The sequence below is a fragment of the Nonomuraea roseola genome, from assembly GCF_039535395.1.
Classification (GTDB): domain Bacteria; phylum Actinomycetota; class Actinomycetes; order Streptosporangiales; family Streptosporangiaceae; genus Nonomuraea; species Nonomuraea roseola.
On the sequence record NZ_BAAAXC010000015.1, the window covers coordinates 3412887 to 3431334 of the forward strand.

Consider the following 18448-nt stretch of genomic DNA (forward strand, 5'->3'; position numbering starts at 1 on the left):
CAGGCGCTGCCGCTTGCTCGGGTGGGCGCTTGCCGGGTCCTGTGGAGCGGCGGGCGAATCCACCGCGGGTAAAGGCCTGCTGCGGAGAGGCCGGTCACATGACAAGGCCGGGCGCATGACAAGGCCGGGCGCATGACGAGGCCGGGCGCATGACGAGGCCGGGCGCGTGACAAAGCCGGGCGCGCGAGGCGCGGGGTCTGTCCACGAGGCGAAGAACCGGCCGCACCCCCAGTGAACCGGCCGCACCCCCAGTGAACCGGCCGCATCCCCAGTGAATCGGCCGCACCCCAGTCACGGGAAGCGACACCGCGGGAAGAGGGGCTAGTACTCCAGCGACATTTCGAGATCATGGGCGGGATCTGCGCTGGTAGTGGCAACGGCGGGCGATCGCCTGATGCCGTCGGCGCCAACTCGACCAGCGCAGGACCTGCTCGATCGAGCGTGTGTGGGTGAGCAGGAGTGCGGCCAGCAGGCGGCGGATCTCGGGCACGGTTAACGCGATGTGCTGGTTGTCGGTGGTTCGGGGCTGTTGGGCTGCCACGACGGCGAGGAAAGCTAGGGCGAGCATGGCCAGGGTGATGTGGCGGTGCCACGGGGTCCAACCGCGGACCTGGTAGTGGTCCAGGCCGACCTGGCCCTTGGCCGCCTGGAAGGACTCCTCGATGGCCCAGCGGATGCCGGCGATGCGCACCAACGTCATCAATGGCTTCGGGGTGGGTGCGTAGCAGCGGTAGAAGGCCAGTTCGCCGGTGGTCAGGTTGCGGCGGATCAGTAGCCACCGCCAACCGGGCCGGTGTTCGTCGATGCGGGTCCATGCCCAGGCATACAGGCGGTGGCCTTTGGCTCCTGCCCCGGCGCTGTAGCGGTGCCAGTGCCGGTCAGCCGCCATAGCGGCGATCTGGGCGACGGTCATCTCCGCCCCGTCCAGGCTGGCCCGGCGGTTGGCGGCGAAGGCCAGCACATAGCCGACCCGGCGATCCTCCAGCGCCGCGCGCAGGCGAGGGTCTTGGCCGTAGACCTCGTCGCCGCTCACCCAGGAGGTCGCGATCCCGGCGTCCAGCGCGGCGGTGATCATCGCAGTGGCCAGCGCGGGCTTGGTCGCGAAGGTGGTTGGGTCCGGGACTCCAGCCCGCCCGCAGCGCTCGGGATCGGCCAGCCACGAGTGCTCGGGCAGATACAGCCGACGGTCGATCAGGGCTCGTCCGGCACCGGTGGCATAGGCCAGGAAGACGCCGATCTGGCAGTTCTCGATCCTGCCCGTCGTGCCGGAGTACTGGCGCTGCACCCCGGCCGAGCCGGTGCCCTTCTTCTCGAAGCCGGTCTCATCCACGATCAGTACACCGCCCGGCCCCAGGTGCTCGACGACGTAGCTGCGGACATCGTCGCGGACCTCATCGGCGTCCCAGCGCGCCTGGCGCAGCAGGCGTTGCATGCCCTGCGGGCCGGTTGCTCCGGTGTGTTCGGCCAGGTTCCAGCAGTTCTTGCGGTCGATGTCGTCCAGCAGGCCGTGCACATAGGCGGCGGCGGTTCGACGTGGCTCGATGCGGCCGAACCTGGCCGCGATCCGGGCGAGGAGGTCGTTGAGGGTGACGGTCCATCGGTCAGGGTCTACGCTGTCGCCCACGGCCACTGCGTGATCTTCGGTTGTTCTCACAAACTCCGCATGATCTTGCAGTGGCCGTTCCCATGCGACCACAACACCGAAGATCGCGAAGTGTCACTGGAGTACTAGGCGGCGCGGGGGCCGCGGCGCAGGAGGCGGATGAGGCCGGCGGAGTCCTCGGCGGCCTGCTTGGCCCGATCGTCCGCTTCGCGGGCGTACGCGTGCAGCGCCCAGATAGCCCCGTCTGCGAGGTCCTTGAGCTCGGCGAGCCGTGTCTCCACGTAAGCCTCGTCGGAGCGGCGCGCCTGCTGGAGCTCCCACAGCCGCCAGGCGCCCAGGCCCGCGCTGGCCACCCCCAGGACGGCCAGCGGCCACCACACCACGATCGCGCCCACGACCAGGGCCACGCACAGCGCCATGAGCAGGTAGGCCAGCCACGGCGGGCGTCGCTCGGGGATCCCGTCGATGATGATCGCCCGTTCGGCGGCGGCCATCGACTCGGGGTCGGGCCCCTCCGGCAGGAGCACCAGGCGGTGCCCGAGGACGGGGACGGTGATGGAGTCGGGCGGCGTGAGCTGGGTGTCGGCCTCCAGCTCCGCGGCGACCTCACGCAGGATCGGCGCGGCGACATGGAGCGCGATCGCGGCCAGGTAGGGGTCGGAGCCGGGCCGGAGGTCGTCGAGCAGGTGCCCGATGAGCGAGCCCATGGGGCCGGCGGGGCCGGCGAGGCCGGCCAGCGAGCGGAGCACGGCCAGCGGCTCCTCCTCCGCCCAAGCGGTGGCCGGGGTGGCGGCGGAGTTGGTGAGCGGCGTGCGGGAGTCGTGCTCGGCCTGCCTGGTCATGGTGATCTCGGCGCAGCGGGCGCGCAGCCTGGACAGGCGGGCGGCGGCCTGGGCGGGCCTGGCCAGCTCGGGGATCTCGGCCAGCTCGGGAAAGTCGACGAGGGCGGCGGGCACCACGACCGACGGCTCGCCGGGAGCGAGGGCCTGCAGCCACTGCGCGGTGTCGGCCTGCGTGGGGATGGCCAGGGCGTCGAGCTTGCGAAGGACGAAGATCTTGCCGGCCGGGCCGTACGCGCCTCGGGCGGCGGCCAGCCACAGCGCACGCTGGCCGTGGTTGACGGGGTGGTCCATCGACAGCTCGCCGAAGGCGGTGCCGAGCCAGGAGGCGTGGATGCGGTCACCGTGCCCGGCGACGGCCAGGGCGAGGCAGAGGAACAGGGCGGTGTTGCGCTGGTCACGGTTGGCGGCCGTGGTCAGCGGTTCGAGGGGGTCGTCGCCGGTGAGGATCGCGACGAGCGCCTGGACGGCAGGCGGCAGCCAGAAGCCGGGGATGTCCTGGAAGGCCGGGGTCATGGCGGGCGCGGTGCCGTTGGCCGCGAGGTTGGCGAGCAGAGCCTCTGCGTAGCGGTGGAGTTCAGTCGTGGCTGGCGGACTTGCGCTCAGTTCCGTTGCCAAGGTCGAGAACTCCCCCAATGTCGGCCTCACTTCATGACCGCGTAAAGCCTAGCCGGGGGGCGCGCCAACCATGGGGAGGCGCGCCCATCCCTTACATACGGTCCGGAACGGGGACTCCCAGGAGTTCCAGGCCGGTCTCCAGCACGCGCAGGGTCAGCGCGCAGAGGGCGAGCCTGGAGGCCCGCGTCTCGGCGTCGACGCCCTCCTTGAGCACCGGGCACTCCTCGTAGAAGGTGCTGAAGAGGCTGGCGGTCTCGAACAGGAAGGCGCTGAGCCTGTGCGGCTCGACCAGCGCCGCGACCTGGTCGACGACCGCGCCGAACCCGAGCAGGTGCAGCGCGAGCGCGCGCTCGGCCGGCACGCCGAGCACGATGGGGCCGCGCGCCGACTCCGGCTCCAGCCCGGCCTTGCGGAAGATGGAGCGGATCCGCGCCGTGGCGTACTGCATGTAGGGGCCGGTGTTGCCGGCGAAGTTGAGCATGCGGTCGAAGTCGAAGACGTACTCGCTGTCGTGGCTGATCGACAGGTCGGCGTACTTGACCGCGCCCATGCCCACCGCGTGGGCGATCTCGCCCTTGGTCTCCTCGTCGTAGCCCCGGTCGGCGATGATCACACCGGCGCGGTCGACCGCCTCCTGGAGCAGTTCCATGAGCTTGACCGACTCGCCCGAGCGGGTCTTGAAGCGGCGGCCGTCCTTGCCCAGCATCATGCCGATCTGGACGTGCTCGGCGGAGACCGAGTCGGGCAGCCACCCGGCCTGCTCGGCGGCGGCGAAGACCATGCGGAAGTGGAGAGCCTGGTCGGCGCCGACGACGTAGAGGATGCGGTCGGCCTTGAGGTCGTCGACCCTGTAGCGGATCGCCGCCATGTCGGTGGAGGCGTAGCCGTAGCCGCCGTCGCTCTTGCGGATGATCAGCGGGAGCGGCTTGTCGTCCGAGCCGGTGAACCCCGGAGGGAACAGGCACAGCGCGCCTTCGCTCATCACCGCGACGCCCATGGCCTCGAGGTCGTCGCAGGTCTTCTCGAGCATCGAGTTGTACATGCTCTCGCCCGCGATGTCGGCGTCGGTGAGCGTGACGCCGAGCATCTCGTAGACCTTGTTGAAGTAGCGGATGGTGGCTTCCATGAAGACGTGCCACAGCCGCATGGTCTCGGGGTCGCCCGACTGGAGCGTGGTGACCCGCTGGCGGGAGCGCGTCTTGAACGACTCGTCGCTGTCGAACTTGGCGCGGGCGGCCTGGTAGTACTCGGTGCCCTGGCCGGCCTCGAGCTGCGCGACCGCGGCCTCCTCGCCGATGTCGAGCAGGTGCTCGATGAGCATGCCGAACGGCGTGCCCCAGTCGCCGAGGTGGTTCTGGCGCACGACGGTGCTGCCGAGGTGCTCGTAGATGCGGGCCATGGCGTCGCCCACGATCGTGGTGCGCAGGTGGCCGACGTGCATCTCCTTGGCCGCGTTGGGCGCGGAGTAGTCGATCACGACGCGCTGCGGCGGAGTGGCCGTGCCGATGCCCGTGCGGGGGTCGGCGAGCATCTCGGTGGCCTCGGCCGTGATCCAGGCCGGGTCGAGGGTGATGTTGAGGAAGCCGGGGCCGCTGACCTCGACCGTGCCGGGGAAGTCCGCGAGCTGGTCGGCGATGGCCTGGGCGACCTCCCGCGGCGCTCGTCGCAGGCGCTTGCCCAGGCTCATCGCGACGTTCGCCTGGAAGTCGGCGAACTGGGAGGGCCTGATCAGCGGGTCTGCGTCGGCGTACTCGGAACCGAACGCGTTGGCCAGCGCCTGCTGGACGCGCTCGGTGAGCACTATCTGCGGGTCGGTCATGTTCTAAGGGTACCGGTGAGCTTGACTGCGGCGCTGATCGCAACGGCGGCGACCGCGCCGATGACGACGGCCGCCCAGCCGCCTGCTCCGAGGGCGAAGAACTGCCTGGTGAACGGGATGGCGAGGGCCAGCGCGAACAGCACGGCCATGACGCCGATCAGCAGGACCTTCCATGGCATGAGCGGCCTGGCCACGAGCGCCAGGATCCACCAGGTGACGATGAAGAGCGTGACGACGGCCGAGGTGCGGTCGCCGCCGCCGGCCCAGAACGACAGCATGACCGCGGCGGCGGTGATCAACCCGGCCGGTACGGCGAAGCGCAGCACGCGCGGCACGAATCCTGGCCTGGCCCGCTCGATCGTCGGCGCGAGGGCGAGGAAGAGGGCGGGAGCACCGATGGTCAGCGCGTTGACCAGGGTCGAGTGCCGGGGCGCGAAGGGGAACATGACGCCGAGCACGCCCACCACGAGTGACAGCGCGATCGCGTAGAAAGTCTTGGTGAGGAACAGGTTGGAGACCCGCTCGATGTTGGCGAGCACCCTGCGTCCCTCGGCCACGACCTCGGGCAGGCTGTCGAACCTGTCGTCGAGCAGCACCACCTGGGCCACCGCCTTGGTGGCGGGGCTGCCCGCGCCCATCGCGATGCCGAGGTCGGCGTCCTTGAGCGCGAGAACGTCGTTGACGCCGTCGCCGGTCATCGCCACCGTGTGACCGCGCGACCGCAGGGCCGCCACGAACTGCCGCTTCTGCTGAGGGGTGACCCTGCCGAAGACGGTGTTGTCCTCGAGGATCTCGGCGAGCTTCTCCTGGTCGTCGGGGGGAAGGGTTCTGGCGTCCACGGCCCGCTCGCCGCCGGGGATCTCGAGCGCTGTGGCGATCGCGGCGACCGCGTGGGGGCTGTCCCCCGAGATGACCTTGACGGTGACGCCCTGGGCGGCGAAGTACTGGAGGGTCTCGTGGGCGTCGGGCCTGATCCGCTGCTTGAGCGTGATCAGCGCGACGGGCTCGTTCTCCTCCGTACGGCAGAGCGCGATCACGCGGGCGCCGGTCGCGGCCAGGGTGGCGGCGGTGCCGTACGCCTGGTGGTCGGGGGAGAGAAGCACGTCGGGTGCGCCGAGCGACCAGGAGCCGTGGCCGTCGAAGGTGGCGCCGCTCCACTTCCTCGCCGAGGAGAAGGGCACCAGGTCGGTGGCGGTCCAGCCAGGCGGTGACGCATAGCCGGCCTGGATGGCCTGGGCGGTGGCGTTGGGGTGGGAGTCGACGTGGGCGAGGGCGCCGAGCGCGTCGTCGATGGGGGCGTCGTCGCGCAGTCTGATCACCTCGCCGAGCTCCATGCCGCCCGCGGTCAGGGTGCCCGTCTTGTCGAGGCAGAGCACGTCCACTCTGGCCAGGCCCTCGATCGCGGGCAGCTCCTGGACGAGGGCGTTGCGCTGGCCGAGCCGTACGACGCCGACGGCGAAGGCGATGCTCGTCATCAGCACCAGGCCCTCGGGGATCATGGTGACGATGCCGGCGACCGCCCCTGTGATGGCCGAGCCGAAGTCCTCGTCGTTGCGCACCTGGCTGTAGAGCAACAGCGCGCCGATCGGGATGACCAGCCAGGTGATGTACTTGATGAACTTCGTGACACCGTCGCGCAGCTCGGAGTGGGCGAGGGAGAAGGCGCTGGCCTGCTCGGTCAGCTGGGCGGCGTAGGCGTCCTCGCCGACCCTCGTGGCGGTGAAGGCGCCCGACCCCGCGACCGCGAAGCTGCCCGACAGCACCTGGTCGCCCGGCTGTTTGCGGACGGGGTCGGCCTCCCCTGTGAGCAGCGACTCGTCGATCTCGAGCCCCTGGGCGGCGACGACCTCGCCGTCGACGAGCAGCCTGTCGCCCGGGCCGAGCAGGATCAGATCGCCGAGCACGATGTGCCTGGAGTGGATCTGCTGGTCCCTGCCGTCCCTGCGGACGGTGACCGGCGCCTCGTTCACCACGGCGAGCTGGTCGAGCGTGCGCTTGGCTCTCAGCTCCTGGACGATGCCGATCATCGCGTTGGCCACGATGACCAGGCCGAACAGGCTGTCCTGCCACTCGCCGAAGATCAGGATGAGCGCCCACAGGACGCCGATGACGAGGTTGAACAGCGTGAGGACGTTGGCCCTGATGATCGCCGAGAGTGATCTGCTCGTCCGGCGCGGAACGTCGTTCGTCTTGGCGGCCGCTACCTGTGCGGCCGTGAGGCCCTCCACACGATCCCCCCGAATGCCGTGGTGACGATCACCATAGCCGGTGGGGCCGAGGCGCCGTGGAGAGCCGTTCGCCGATCCTGGCGACGATGCCCTTGCGCGAGAGGGTGGCGGCCAGCTCGCACGCCGCGCTGACGGAGGCGGCCTTCGACGCCCCGTGCGCGACGACGACCGTGCCGTTGAGGCCGAGCAGGGCCGCGCCGCCGTACGCCTCGGAGTCGAGCCTTCTGGACAGGTCCTTGAGCCTGCCGCGCTGCATGAGGGCGCCCATCCTGGCCATCGGGCTGGCGCTGATGGTGTCGCTGAGCTCGGTGAAGGCGTAGCGGACCGCGCCCTCCATCGTCTTGAGCGCGATGTTGCCGGTGAATCCGTCGGTCACGATGACGTCGGCCGTGCCCGAGAGCAGGTCGTGGCCTTCGACGTTGCCGACGAAGTGGACGCCAGGGGTGCCCCTCAGCAGCTCGTGGGCGCGCCTCACGAGTTTGTTGCCCTTCTCGGGCTCGGAGCCGATCGTGAGCAGACCGACGCGGGGCGTCTCCAGGCCGTAGGCGGTCTCGGCGTAGGCGGAGCCCAGATGCGCGAACTGCACCAGCATTTCCGGCTTGACCTCGGCGTTCGCGCCCGCGTCGAGCAGGATGGTGGGCGTGGGCCTGGTGGGCAGGGCGACGGCGAGAGCGGGCCTGATCACCGACTGCTGGGTCTTGAGCCTGAGCTTGCCCGTGGCGACGACACCGCCGGTGGAGCCGGCCGAGACCACGGCGGAGGCGTCGCCGCGTCTGAGCAAATGGCAGGCCACGGCGATGCTGGAGCGGGGGCGGCGCAGGCTGGCCAGGGCGCCTTCGTCCATGGCCAGCGCCTCCTCGGCCCTGATGATCGGGATCTCGGAGGTGGCGTCGTGGTCGGCCAGTGACTCGTAGAGCACGCGGGGCGAGCCGACGAGGACGATCGGCAGGCCGCGTTCCCTGACCGCATGGACGGCGCCCGCCACGATCTCGTGCGGCGCATGGTCACCGCCCATGGCGTCGAGCGCTATCGGCGGTTCGGACTCTGGCACAGTTCGAATCGTATGGTTGTTATGCGAGATTCCAGTCAGTGACCCCGCGGGCCACGACGACCTTTCCAAAGGTGACCCTTCCGACGACCCTGATCACCGGCCCGCCGCTGCCCGCTCCGCCGGAGACCTGACGCTTGGCGAACAGCGCGGCCACCTCGTCGATGACCTCGGCGTCGTCGGGGACGCGGATGATGAGCTTGGCGGCGTAGGCGTTGACCGTCAGGGTGATCTCCCTGCCGGGCAGCACGGCATCGGACAGGTCGACGATGAGCGCGCCGTAGGTCGCGCTCAGGGTGGTGTGGCGGGAGGCGACCCACCGTCCTTTCCTGATGACCTTGCTGAAGACCGCTCTGACGGTCTGCTGATCGACCAGGGCCGGCCGAGAAGTGGTCGAGATGTCCGGAAGGTCGTGGATGATGGGGGCGAGCTCGCCGACGGTCTTGGCCGAGTAGGCGGCATCCAGCCGGTCGGCGTGCTCGACGCTGGTCAGTCTGCCCGTGGCGAGGGCCTCTCCGAGCACGGCCGCCACGCGGTCGCGGTCGGAGTCGGCGGCTCGCAGAACTGCGTCGTCGGTCACAGTCCGCCAGTCTATGTCCAATCGCGATATGTCGCGAGTGTTGGAATCTCGACAGAAACTTGGGCCACGGCGGAACCAGAAGTGGCCTGTGCCGCGTCCGGGTATAAGGACCCCTAGACGCGCCACAGGGTCCAGAGGTTTACATCCGATCGAACAAAAAAGATGGGAAAGGCCTAGTGATCTTGAACCAAGCGGGAACACGGCGCTTCAAGGCGTACACCTCCAAGCACCTCGAAGAGTTGCTGCAGCGTACGGAGCTGGACGAGGCGCAGCGGTTGAAGGTGAGGGCGGTGGCTACCGTGCTGCCCTTTCGGACCAACGCCTACGTCGTGGATGAACTCATCGACTGGTCGGCCGCACCCGACGATCCCATATACCGCCTGGTCTTCCCGCAGGCGGACATGCTTCCCGCCCCTGATGTGGACAGGCTGGCCGACCTGCTGAAGGCCGAGGCGCCCAACGCGGAGATCCAGGCCGAGGCCAACAAGGTCAGGATGAAACTCAACCCGCATCCGGCGGGGCAACTCTCACTCAACGTGCCGCGCATCGACATGGAGCCCGTGCCCGGCATGCAGCACAAGTATCCCGAGACCGTGCTGTTCTTCCCCAAGCAGGGGCAGACGTGCCACGCCTACTGCACCTACTGCTTCAGGTGGGCGCAGTTCGTGGGCGACGCCGACCTGAAGTTCGCCTCCGACGACGTCGGCCAGCTCGTGTCCTACCTGCGCGCGCATCCCGAGGTCACCAGCGTGCTGCTGACCGGAGGCGACCCCATGATCATGGGTGAGTCCGTGCTCAGGCGCTACGTCGAGCCGCTGCTGGAGGTCGGGCAGCTGGAGTCCATCCGCATCGGCACCAAGTCGCTGGCCTACTGGCCGCAGCGCTTCACCACCGACCCCGACGCCGACGACACCCTGCGGCTGTTCGAGCAGGTGAAGGCGGCGGGCAAGAACCTGGCGTTCATGGCCCACTTCTCCCATCCGCGCGAGCTCGACTCACCGCTGGTGTCGCAGGCGGTCTCGCGCATCATCTCCTCGGGGGCGACCATCCGCACCCAGGCGCCGCTGATCAGGTCCATCAACGACGATCCCGAGGTGTGGTCGTCGATGTGGCGGCGCCAGCTCGGGATGGGGATGATCCCCTACTACATGTTCGTCGAGCGGGACACGGGGCCGCAGGACTACTTCGCGGTGCCGCTCGCCCAGGCGTACGAGGTCTTCAGGGACGCGTACGCGTCGGTTTCGGGGCTCTGCCGTACGGTGCGGGGGCCCTCCATGTCCGCGACGCCGGGCAAGGTCTGCGTGGACGGCGTCACCGAGATCGCCGGGCAGAAGGTCTTCGTGCTCCATCTCATCCAGGCGCGGGATCCCTCACTGGTCGGAAAGCCGTTCTTCGCTCATTACGACCCTCGGGCCGTGTGGCTGACCGACCTGCGACCCGCCTTCGCCGACCGATTCCCGTTCGAGACCGTCGTACAGGACGCTCTTCTGTCGGCCTGAGCGGTCAAGCGCATATCCCGCAACCGGAAAATCTGAACCCCCGGCCCGTGGCATTTGTTTTCCGAGCCGTTGTAACGGGCCGGTGGGGATCGGCCGATCGTCTGGGAGACGTCGGCGGAATTTCGGAAATCCACCCTCTCTATGTCCGGACTTGTCACCCGCCTTCTTGATCCGATGCTGGGGCCCCAACCCTCGCTACCGCCGAGTTTTCCGATCCTCCGGGCTACTCGCAGTGGTGATACAACTGCGTCAGTAGCTCAGCCGGACGGCGCGCATCCCGTGTGATGCCAAAGCGCACAGGCCGGCTTTCGGGGGTCTTTGATTCGCATTCCAGCAATGGAAAAAGCGAATCGACTACGAGCGGAAGGCAATCATGAACCGTGTTATCAAGGCGGCTGTGGCCGTCGCGATCTGCGGGCTCGGTGCGGCTGTGGCCGCGCCCGCCCAGGCACAGAGCTCGACCAACGACCGCAGCGACGTCAACCTCATCGAGTACGTCGCGGATTCGATCGACGTCGACGGCCCGTACGAGATGGTTCTCAATCTGGTCAGGGAGGTCACCGAGGGAGAAATGGAGGCCGCCGCGATCGAGGAGCACGCGGTCCCGAGGCCCCTGCGTCGGGCCGGCGACACCCTCGCCGAGGGCGTCTACGACGCCACAGGCGCCACCGCGAGCACCGCGAAGAAGTCGATGGACAGCCTGTCCAACTACACCCAGCGCAGGAACCTCGTGGACCGGGTTCTGGTGAAGGCCGACCAGGCGGTCCCCGAGACCGGTGGTCCCCGCCTGTCGCCGCTGGTGGACTCCGTGACGCCGGCCGAGGCCGCGCCGGTCGTCGGCACGCTGCCCGGCGTCGCGGACACCGCCTCGATCGACGAGATCGCCCCGCTCGTCGATGTCGCCGCCAGCGCCGTCGACAACAACGCTGAGAAGGCCACTCACTCGACCAGCGAGACGCTCCACTCCGTCTCCGAGTCCGTCGCGCAGCTCACGGACGAGGCTGCCCAGAACTGACGGCCGTCGGGCGCCTACATGTCGGTCTGTGCCGCGGCGCACCGACCTCGCGCCCGCGCTGTTGATCCGCACGGCTGGTTTTCGCGCAGTGTCCCCGGTGCCGGGGTCTGCGATGCATGGACGGCAGGCTCCTGCAGGGGCCTGTCAGGGGCCCATGTCCCCGTGAGTCGCTCGGCGGTTGGACGTCCAGCCGAGCGGAGCGGGAACACGGGCGAAGGAATCAGAGGAGAGCGGTAGCCGGGCGGCGAAGCCCTGGTGGGTGAGACTGGAGCTCACGGACGGACCACCTGTTGCCTCGCTCGCTGGACTAGCTGGAATCCTTTGATATCGGGACATCGAGTCTGAAGCGGTTTTGCGCACAACCGTGGACCGGCTCGGCGAAACCGGCGGCCTGGAGGGCCGCCGGTTTCGCCGTGTCAGGGTCGTTGGCGGCGAGACGCCGATGTCCGGAGCGGTCAGGTGATGCGGACGCCCGTGCGACGGGCGATCTGGGCCTGCAGCCTGGCCATCTGCCAGTGAAGCTCGATGAGTTGCTCGGCCAGCTCGGCCCTGGGAATCTCGGAAGGGTCCTCGATGGCCAAGTGGTCAATCGCGGTCGACAGCTCTCGCATCGCGCGCCCCCACTCCATCACGTTCCAGATCGAATTTACGTTCGAATCATAGCGGAACAGTGAGCGCGGCGTGAGTTGTTCGCCCCTCCAGCCGCTCAGACCTCGTACACAGGTGCGAGATAGCCCCTGGCGAGCGTGTTCGCGGTGATGTTGAAGCCGACCACCGCCGGCGGGGTGTCGGGGTCGAGCCCCAGGGAGTCGACGCCGAGCGCGTGCACCGCGAACAGATAGCGGTGCGGGAATCCGGGCGGAGGGGCGGCGCCGCCGTACGCCTTGATGGAGTAGTCGTTGCGCGACTGTGTCCCGATCTTGGCGTCGGCCGTGCCCGCGCCCGTGGGCAGCTCGGTGACGTCGGCGGGGATGTCGAACAGCAGCCAGTGCCAGAAGCCGCTGCCCGTGGGGGCGTCGGGGTCGTAGCAGGTGACCGCGTAGCTCCTGGTGCCCTCAGGGGCGCCGGACCAGCGCAGGTGCGGGGAGAGGTTCTGGCCCCGCATGCCCCAGTCGTCGAAGACGTGGGCCTCGGAGAGACGCTCTCCGTCGCGGATGTCGTCGCTCTCGACGGTCAGGGCGGGGACTTCGGGCAGGAAGTCGTAGGGGATAGGTGGCCTTGCGGGCAAGATGCACCTCCGGTGGATTCGCGGGTTGTCCGCTTCCCATCTTCCACCCGGGAGCGCCGCGGCGGTGATCGCCGCAGGCGCGTGTCAGCCCTTGTTGTAGGCGGCGATGACCTCTTTGGGGTCGCCGTCCATCTTGATCTTGCCCTTGTGCAGCCAGATGACCCTGTTGCAGGTCTCCTCGATCACCCTGAGGTCGTGCGCGACGAGGAAGACGGTGCCGGCGGACTCGCGGATCTGCTTGATCCGCTGCTCGCTCTTCTTGCGGAACTCCCTGTCGCCCGTGGCCAGCGCCTCGTCGATGAGCAGCACGTCGTGCGTCTTGGCCGAGGAGATGGCGAAGCGCAGGCGAGCGCCCATGCCGGAGGAGTAGGTGGACATGGGCAGTTGGACGAACTCGCCGATGCCGGAGAAGTCGACGATCTCTTCGTACTTCTCCTTGACCTGGGCGGGCGTCATGCCCATGGCGTAGCAGCCGAGGACGATGTTGCGCTCACCCGTGAGTTCGCGCATGAGGGCCGCGTTGACGCCCAGCAGCGACGGCTGGCCGTCGGTGTAGACCGAGCCCGAGTGCGGCGGCAGCAGCCCCGCGATGGCCCGCAGGAGCGTGGACTTGCCCGAGCCGTTGCGGCCCACGATGCCGATGGCGTCGCCGTGGTAGGCCACGAAGGTCACGCCCTTGACCGCGTGGACCTCTTTCATCTGCGGGCGCCCCTGGCGCTTCAGCAGCCGTGTGAGGGCGTGTACGGCGTTGCCCTTCTCGTGGTCGCTGGTGGCGCCGTAGACGCGGTAGACGATGTGGAGGTCGTCGACGATGACGGTCGGTGTTCCCGTCGTGGGAGCCGGGGGCTCCGGGTTGGGGTGGACCCTGACGTCCTTGTTCGGGACGTTGGGCTCCTCAGCCTTCACTTGGGACAGCTCCTCGGTCAACTCAGCCACGGCCGTATCTCTCCTCGGCACGCCAGAAGTACCAGAAGCCGAAGGCGAGTGCGAACACCGCCCAGAATACGCAGCTCACCCAAGCCCACGTGGGAACAGGGTGCTCAGGGATCAGGATGTCCCGCATGAACTCGATGTAGGAGGCCGCGGGGTTCGCGTACATGATGTTCGCCACCCACTGCGGCATGTGCAGCGACTCGACCACCTTCTCCTGGATGGAGAAGAAGACGCCCGAGGCGTAGAGCCAGGTGCGCATGATGAAGGGCAGCAACTGGTTCATGTCGCGCATCGAGGAGCCCACGCGGGCCATGGCGAGGCTGGCCCCGACGTTGAACATCGTCTGCAGCAGGAGCACGACGGGGATCATCAGCCAGAACCACGTGGGGAGCGCGCCTGTGGATACGACGACGAGCACCATGAGGATGCCCATGGAGATGGCCAGCTGCTGGAGCTCCTGGATCGCGTACGCGAGCGGGAGCGCGGCTCGTGGGAAGTGGAGCGCCCTGATCAGCGAGAGGTTGCCCGAGATCGACTTGGCGCCCGCCGTCACCGATCGCTGCGTGTAGGTGAAGACGAACATCCCCGTCAGCAGGAAGGCGGGGTAGTGCTCGATGTTCCCCTGTCCGCCGAGGATGAGGCCGAACATCACGTAGTAGATGGCGGCGTTCAGGAGCGGGGTCAGGACCTGCCACAGCTGGCCGAGGGCCGAGCTGCTGTACTTCGAGACGTTACGCGAGGTCGCGTACGTCATGATGAAGTGCCGCCGCTCCCACAACTGGCGCAGGTAGGCGGGAAACCTCGGTCGCGCGATGGCACGACGAAGCCCATATCGCTTGGCGAGCTTGCTCAGCGGCTCCTGCCCGCTGCGGCCGCCCGCCTGGGCGTCCGCGACAGCGGATTCCGGCTGGCTCATGGCATGGACTCTATTGGATCCAGATAGGTGAGATGCCTCGCGCGACGGTTTGCCGCAGACACTTGGACGTCGCCTTGGGCGGACGGGTTCCAGGCGTCTGCCAAGACTTGGTCAACGGTAGCCCAGGAGCGGTGGCTATGTGGGGACGGCGTGAGCACTGTCTGGTGCGGTGTATTTTGACTCGACTGTTTGGCGCCGTACTTGTGTCGATTTGACCGGTATGACCCTTATCTGCGGGCGCTGGGGCAACGCTGAGTACGGGTGTGACGCCAGGCATACACACGTGTGACCGAACTGCAATGTGCCAGAGACTCGCTGGTGGCAAGTAGTGAGGGATAGTCGCGATCGACTGGCAGGGCGTCAGCTGGTTTGACCATGTCAGCCAAACCCGGGGGTTAGACAAGAACCCTCCGTCAGGCTGCCTAGGACTTCGCAGCTCAGCGCTTACGCCCACCTGTAGAGGGAGGAAAATCTACTGATGCGTGTTACTAAGGGCGCACGGATCGTCGCCGGTACCGCGCTGCTGGCCGTCGCAGTCGCCGCGTGTGGTGGAGGCGGCGGTGGCACGGCCACCAACGATGGGGGCGGCAGCTCTGCCCAGCCGGTCCGGGTCGACATCGCCAAGCCCCAGCACGAGCTGAGCCCCACCAACACCAACGACACCAGCGGTGCTGAGGTCCTCAACGCGCTGTTCGTCGGTCTCGTCGACTACGACAAGGATAAGAATGTCATCCTTCGTGGCGCTGAGTCCATCGAACCTGACGCAGAGTCCAAAATGTGGACGATCAAGCTGAAGGACGGCTACAAGTTCCACAACGGTGAGGCCGTCACGGCCAAGAGCTACGTGGACGCGTGGAACGCCGCGGCTTACGGCCCGAACGCCCAGGAAGGCGGCCACTTCTTCTCCGCCGTCAAGGGCTACGAGGACGTCGCTCCCGTCGACCCCGACGGCGAGGAGGGCCCGCAGAAGGCTCCCGAGCCCAAGGCCAAGACGCTCGCCGGTCTCAAGGTCGTCGACGAGAAGTCCTTCACGGTCGAGCTGGCGCACCCCTACTCCGGCTTCAAGACGATGCTCGGCTACACCACCTTCATGCCGATGCCGACCTCCGCCTTCGACGGCAACGGCGGCATCAAGAAGGAGTTCGGCGAGAACCCGATCGGCAACGGTCCCTTCAAGATGGCCAAGCCGTTCAAGCTCGCGACGGACACGACCATTTCGATGGTCCGTTACGACGAGTTCATCGAGGGCAAGGCGAAGATCGACGCTGTCGACTTCAAGATCTCCAGCGACAAGGGCACCTCGTGGAACGAGCTGCGCGCCGGCAACCTGGACATCATGGACCAGCTGCCGCCCGAGGCCATCGCCACGGCCAAGCAGGAGCTGGGTGACCGCTACATCGAGCAGCCGTCCTCGGGTGTGGGCTACTTCGGCTTCAACACCAAGAACGGCGAGGAGTGGGCGAAGAACCCCGAGCTCCGCAAGGCCGTCTCGATGGCGATCGACAGGAAGACCATCACCGAGCAGGTCTTCTCCGGCACCCGGGTCCCCGCCGACGACTTCGTCAGCCCCATCGTCGCCGGCTACCGCAAGGGCGCCTGCGTCGAGTGCGTCTACGACCCCGCCAAGGCCAAGGCGCTGTGGGAGAAGAACGGTGGCGGCAAGGGCCCCGTCAGCCTCTCCTACAACGGTGACGGCGGCCACAAGGAGTGGATCGAGGCCGCGGCCAACAACCTGCGCCAGAACCTCGGCGTCGAGGTGAAGGTCGACGCCTTCGAGTCCTTCGCGGCCATCCTGGACGAGCTGGACAAGGGCAAGGTCACCGGCGGTTTCCGCATGGCGTGGATCATGGACTACCCGTCCATCGAGAACTACCTGCGCCCGATCTTCGGCACCGGCGGCAGCTCCAACCACGGTCGCTACTCCAACAAGGACTTCGACGAGCTGCTCGTCCAGGGCGACTCGGCGAAGAGCGACGAAGAGGGCGTCAAGCTCTACCAGCAGGCCGGCGACATGCTGGTGAAGGACATGCCGTACATCCCGGTGTACTTCTACCAGACCAACGCTGGTTACTCCCAGAGGGTGAAGAACGTGACCATCGACCCGTTCGAGCGGATCGACCTCGCCAAGGTCGAGCGGGTTTCCTGACCATGACCCGCGCTCTCGGGCCGGCTCCCACCAGGCGCCGGCCCGAGAGGCCCTGAACAACAGAGGGGCAGCCCGGAGGTTGCCGGGCTGCCCTTCGCAATGATCGGGAGACTTCATGGGCCGCTATGTGATCAGGCGCCTGCTCCAGGCGATTCCTGTTCTCTTGGGTTCCACCTTCCTCATCTTCTGCACCGTCTACGCTCTACCCGGCGATCCCGTGATGATCCTGGGCGGTGAACGCAGAATCGACCCCGTGCTCGCGGCGCAGCTGCGGGAGCAGTACGGTCTCAACGATCCGCTGATCGTGCAGTACTGGAACTACATCTCGGGCGTCTTCGTCGGCGACTTCGGCGAGACCTTCCAGGGCGTGCAGGTCGCCGACCTGTTCGCGGGCAAGTTCCAGGTCACCATCCAGCTCGCGGTGACCGCCCTGATCATCGAGGCGCTCGTCGGCCTGGGTCTCGGCCTGTACGCCGCGCTGCGTCGCGGCCGCTGGCAGGACCACGCCGTTCTCGCGTTCACGCTGCTGCTGGTCTCGGTGCCCACCCTCGTGAGCGGCTTCGTCCTGCAGCTCGTCCTGGGCGTCAAGCTCAAGACCGAGCTCGGCATCGACTTCTTCCCGATCTCGGGAACCGAGGCGGGGTGGCGCAGCTTCCTCGTGCCCGGCTTCGTGCTGGCGGGAACGTCGATCGCCTATCTGGTCAGGCTCACCAGGACCAGCCTGATGGAGACGCTCAGGGCCGACTACATCCGTACGGCCGTCGCCAAGGGCATGCCGCGCAGCAGGGTCCTCGGCAGGCACGCGTTGCGCAACTCGCTGATCCCGCTGGTCACCTATCTGGGCGCCGACCTCGGCACGCTGATGGGCGGCGCGGTGATCACCGAGGCGATCTTCAACCTGAACGGTATCGGCCAGCAGCTCTTCCAGTCGGTGGCACGGCGAGAGAACGCCGTCGTCGTCGGCGTGGTCACGGTTCTCGTCCTCGTCTACCTGCTCGCGAACCTCATCGTCGACCTGCTGTACGCCGTCCTAGACCCCAGGATCCGTTATGAGTGAGCTGAACACTGCGGTGCAGGAGCCGAAGGCTCACCCGCGCAGGAAGCAGAAGGAGAAGAAGCCGAACAGCCTGTGGTCGGACGCGTGGTACGACCTGCGCAGGAACAAGGTGTTCCTGGTCGGCACGGCCATCGCCGTCCTCCTGATCCTCATGGCGATCATGCCGGGCGTGTTCGCGCCGCAGAACCCCTTGGCGTGCAACCTGGTCGACGCCAGGCAGGGCATCAGCTCGGAACACTGGTTCGGCATCGACAACCAGGGCTGCGACACCTACTCACGGGTCATCCACGGGGCCAGGATCTCGATCCTCGTCGGACTGCTGACCTCGGTGGTGACCGGTCTGGTCGGTGGCATCCTCGGGCTGATCGCCGGCTTCTACGGGCGCTGGGTCGACGTGGTCCTCTCCAGGCTGGCCGAGATCTTCTTCGCCATCCCCTCGATCCTCGGCGCGCTGCTCCTGCTGTCGGCCGTCGGCAGGGACGCCGCGGGCGTGTGGACGGTCGTGCTCGCGCTGGCGATCCTGGCCTGGCCGATGGTCCTGCGCATCATGCGCGCGGCCGTCATCACCGCCAAGAGCCAGGACTACGTGACCGCGGCGCGCGCGCTCGGCGCGAGCCCGTTCAGGATCTCGGTGCGGCACATCCTGCCGAACGCCGTCGCCCCCGTCATCGTGGTCTGCACGATGAACCTGGGCGTGTTCATCGCGGGCGAGGCGGCGCTGTCGTTCCTCGGTGTCGGCATCCAGTCGCCCAACATCTCGTGGGGTCTGATGATCGCCGACGCGCGCAACCGGTTCCTCATGGCGCCGGAGCCGCTGATCTTCCCGGCGATCTTCCTGAGCATCACGGTGCTGAGCTTCGTCATGATCGGCGACGCCGTACGAGACGCACTCGACCCGAAGCTGCGATAGAGAGGGGGG

Annotated in this window: 15 protein-coding genes; 5 read left to right on the forward strand and 10 right to left on the reverse strand. The window is 67.8% G+C overall.

Annotation, left to right across the window (positions count from 1 at the left end; genetic code table 11):
* Positions 1-346: 346 nt before the first annotated feature.
* The 6 genes from ABFX55_RS39610 to ABFX55_RS39635 all read right to left on the reverse strand — a co-directional run bounded on the left by ABFX55_RS39610 (position 347) and on the right by ABFX55_RS39635 (position 8735).
* Complete coding sequence (locus ABFX55_RS39610; RefSeq protein WP_346131339.1) at positions 347-1624, reverse strand: IS701 family transposase; 1278 nt, start codon at positions 1622-1624, stop codon at positions 347-349.
* A gap of 104 nt (positions 1625-1728) precedes the next feature.
* Complete coding sequence (locus ABFX55_RS39615; RefSeq protein ID WP_346128389.1) at positions 1729-3060, reverse strand: hypothetical protein; 1332 nt, start codon at positions 3058-3060, stop codon at positions 1729-1731.
* A gap of 91 nt (positions 3061-3151) precedes the next feature.
* Positions 3152-4879, reverse strand: coding sequence for an arginine--tRNA ligase (gene argS, locus ABFX55_RS39620; protein ID WP_346128390.1), 1728 nt, complete (start codon positions 4877-4879; stop codon positions 3152-3154).
* Positions 4876-7107 (reverse strand): HAD-IC family P-type ATPase, encoded by a 2232-nt coding sequence (locus tag ABFX55_RS39625; RefSeq protein ID WP_346128392.1) that lies wholly within the window; start codon positions 7105-7107, stop codon positions 4876-4878. Before ABFX55_RS39625 ends, argS begins: the two co-directional genes overlap by 4 nt.
* Positions 7108-7135: 28 nt before the next feature.
* Positions 7136-8158 carry a phosphate acyltransferase PlsX gene (gene plsX / locus ABFX55_RS39630; protein ID WP_346128394.1) on the reverse strand — a complete coding sequence of 341 codons (1023 nt, stop codon included), beginning with the start codon at positions 8156-8158 and terminating at the stop codon, positions 7136-7138.
* Between the two features lie 19 nt (positions 8159-8177).
* Entirely contained in the window at positions 8178-8735 is a 558-nt protein-coding gene (locus tag ABFX55_RS39635) for a DUF1707 SHOCT-like domain-containing protein (RefSeq protein ID WP_312895776.1), read from the reverse strand.
* A 176-nt stretch (positions 8736-8911) separates the two neighbouring features.
* Here ABFX55_RS39635 and ABFX55_RS39640 point away from each other — a divergent pair, with 176 nt between their 5' ends.
* The gene (locus ABFX55_RS39640) at positions 8912-10234 is read left to right on the forward strand and encodes a KamA family radical SAM protein (protein WP_346128396.1); all 1323 of its coding nucleotides are present in this window, start codon (positions 8912-8914) and stop codon (positions 10232-10234) included.
* Positions 10235-10607: 373 nt separating this feature from the next.
* Positions 10608-11249, forward strand: coding sequence for a hypothetical protein (locus ABFX55_RS39645; protein WP_346128397.1), 642 nt, complete (start codon positions 10608-10610; stop codon positions 11247-11249).
* A gap of 455 nt (positions 11250-11704) precedes the next feature.
* Here the strand turns inward: ABFX55_RS39645 and ABFX55_RS39650 are convergent, their stop codons facing one another.
* From ABFX55_RS39650 to ABFX55_RS39665, 4 genes are all read right to left on the reverse strand, one after another.
* Entirely contained in the window at positions 11705-11860 is a 156-nt protein-coding gene (locus tag ABFX55_RS39650; RefSeq protein WP_192781480.1) for a hypothetical protein, read from the reverse strand.
* A gap of 95 nt (positions 11861-11955) precedes the next feature.
* The gene (locus ABFX55_RS39655) at positions 11956-12477 is read right to left on the reverse strand and encodes a YbhB/YbcL family Raf kinase inhibitor-like protein (protein WP_346128399.1); all 522 of its coding nucleotides are present in this window, start codon (positions 12475-12477) and stop codon (positions 11956-11958) included.
* Between the two features lie 84 nt (positions 12478-12561).
* A complete protein-coding gene (locus tag ABFX55_RS39660) occupies positions 12562-13413 on the reverse strand; it encodes an ABC transporter ATP-binding protein (protein ID WP_346128401.1) in 852 nt (283 codons plus the stop codon).
* A complete protein-coding gene (locus ABFX55_RS39665; protein WP_346128403.1) occupies positions 13406-14326 on the reverse strand; it encodes an ABC transporter permease in 921 nt (306 codons plus the stop codon). The genes ABFX55_RS39660 and ABFX55_RS39665 overlap by 8 nt, the downstream gene beginning before the upstream one ends.
* A gap of 478 nt (positions 14327-14804) precedes the next feature.
* Between ABFX55_RS39665 and ABFX55_RS39670 the strand changes: the two genes are divergently transcribed.
* The 3 genes from ABFX55_RS39670 to ABFX55_RS39680 all read left to right on the forward strand — a co-directional run bounded on the left by ABFX55_RS39670 (position 14805) and on the right by ABFX55_RS39680 (position 18439).
* On the forward strand, positions 14805-16472 hold the full coding sequence (locus ABFX55_RS39670) for a peptide ABC transporter substrate-binding protein (RefSeq protein ID WP_346128405.1): 1668 nt from the start codon (positions 14805-14807) through the stop codon (positions 16470-16472).
* Between the two features lie 115 nt (positions 16473-16587).
* A complete protein-coding gene (locus tag ABFX55_RS39675; protein WP_346128406.1) occupies positions 16588-17529 on the forward strand; it encodes an ABC transporter permease in 942 nt (313 codons plus the stop codon).
* Positions 17522-18439 carry an ABC transporter permease gene (locus ABFX55_RS39680; RefSeq protein WP_346128408.1) on the forward strand — a complete coding sequence of 306 codons (918 nt, stop codon included), beginning with the start codon at positions 17522-17524 and terminating at the stop codon, positions 18437-18439. Before ABFX55_RS39675 ends, ABFX55_RS39680 begins: the two co-directional genes overlap by 8 nt.
* Positions 18440-18448 lie beyond the last annotated feature (9 nt).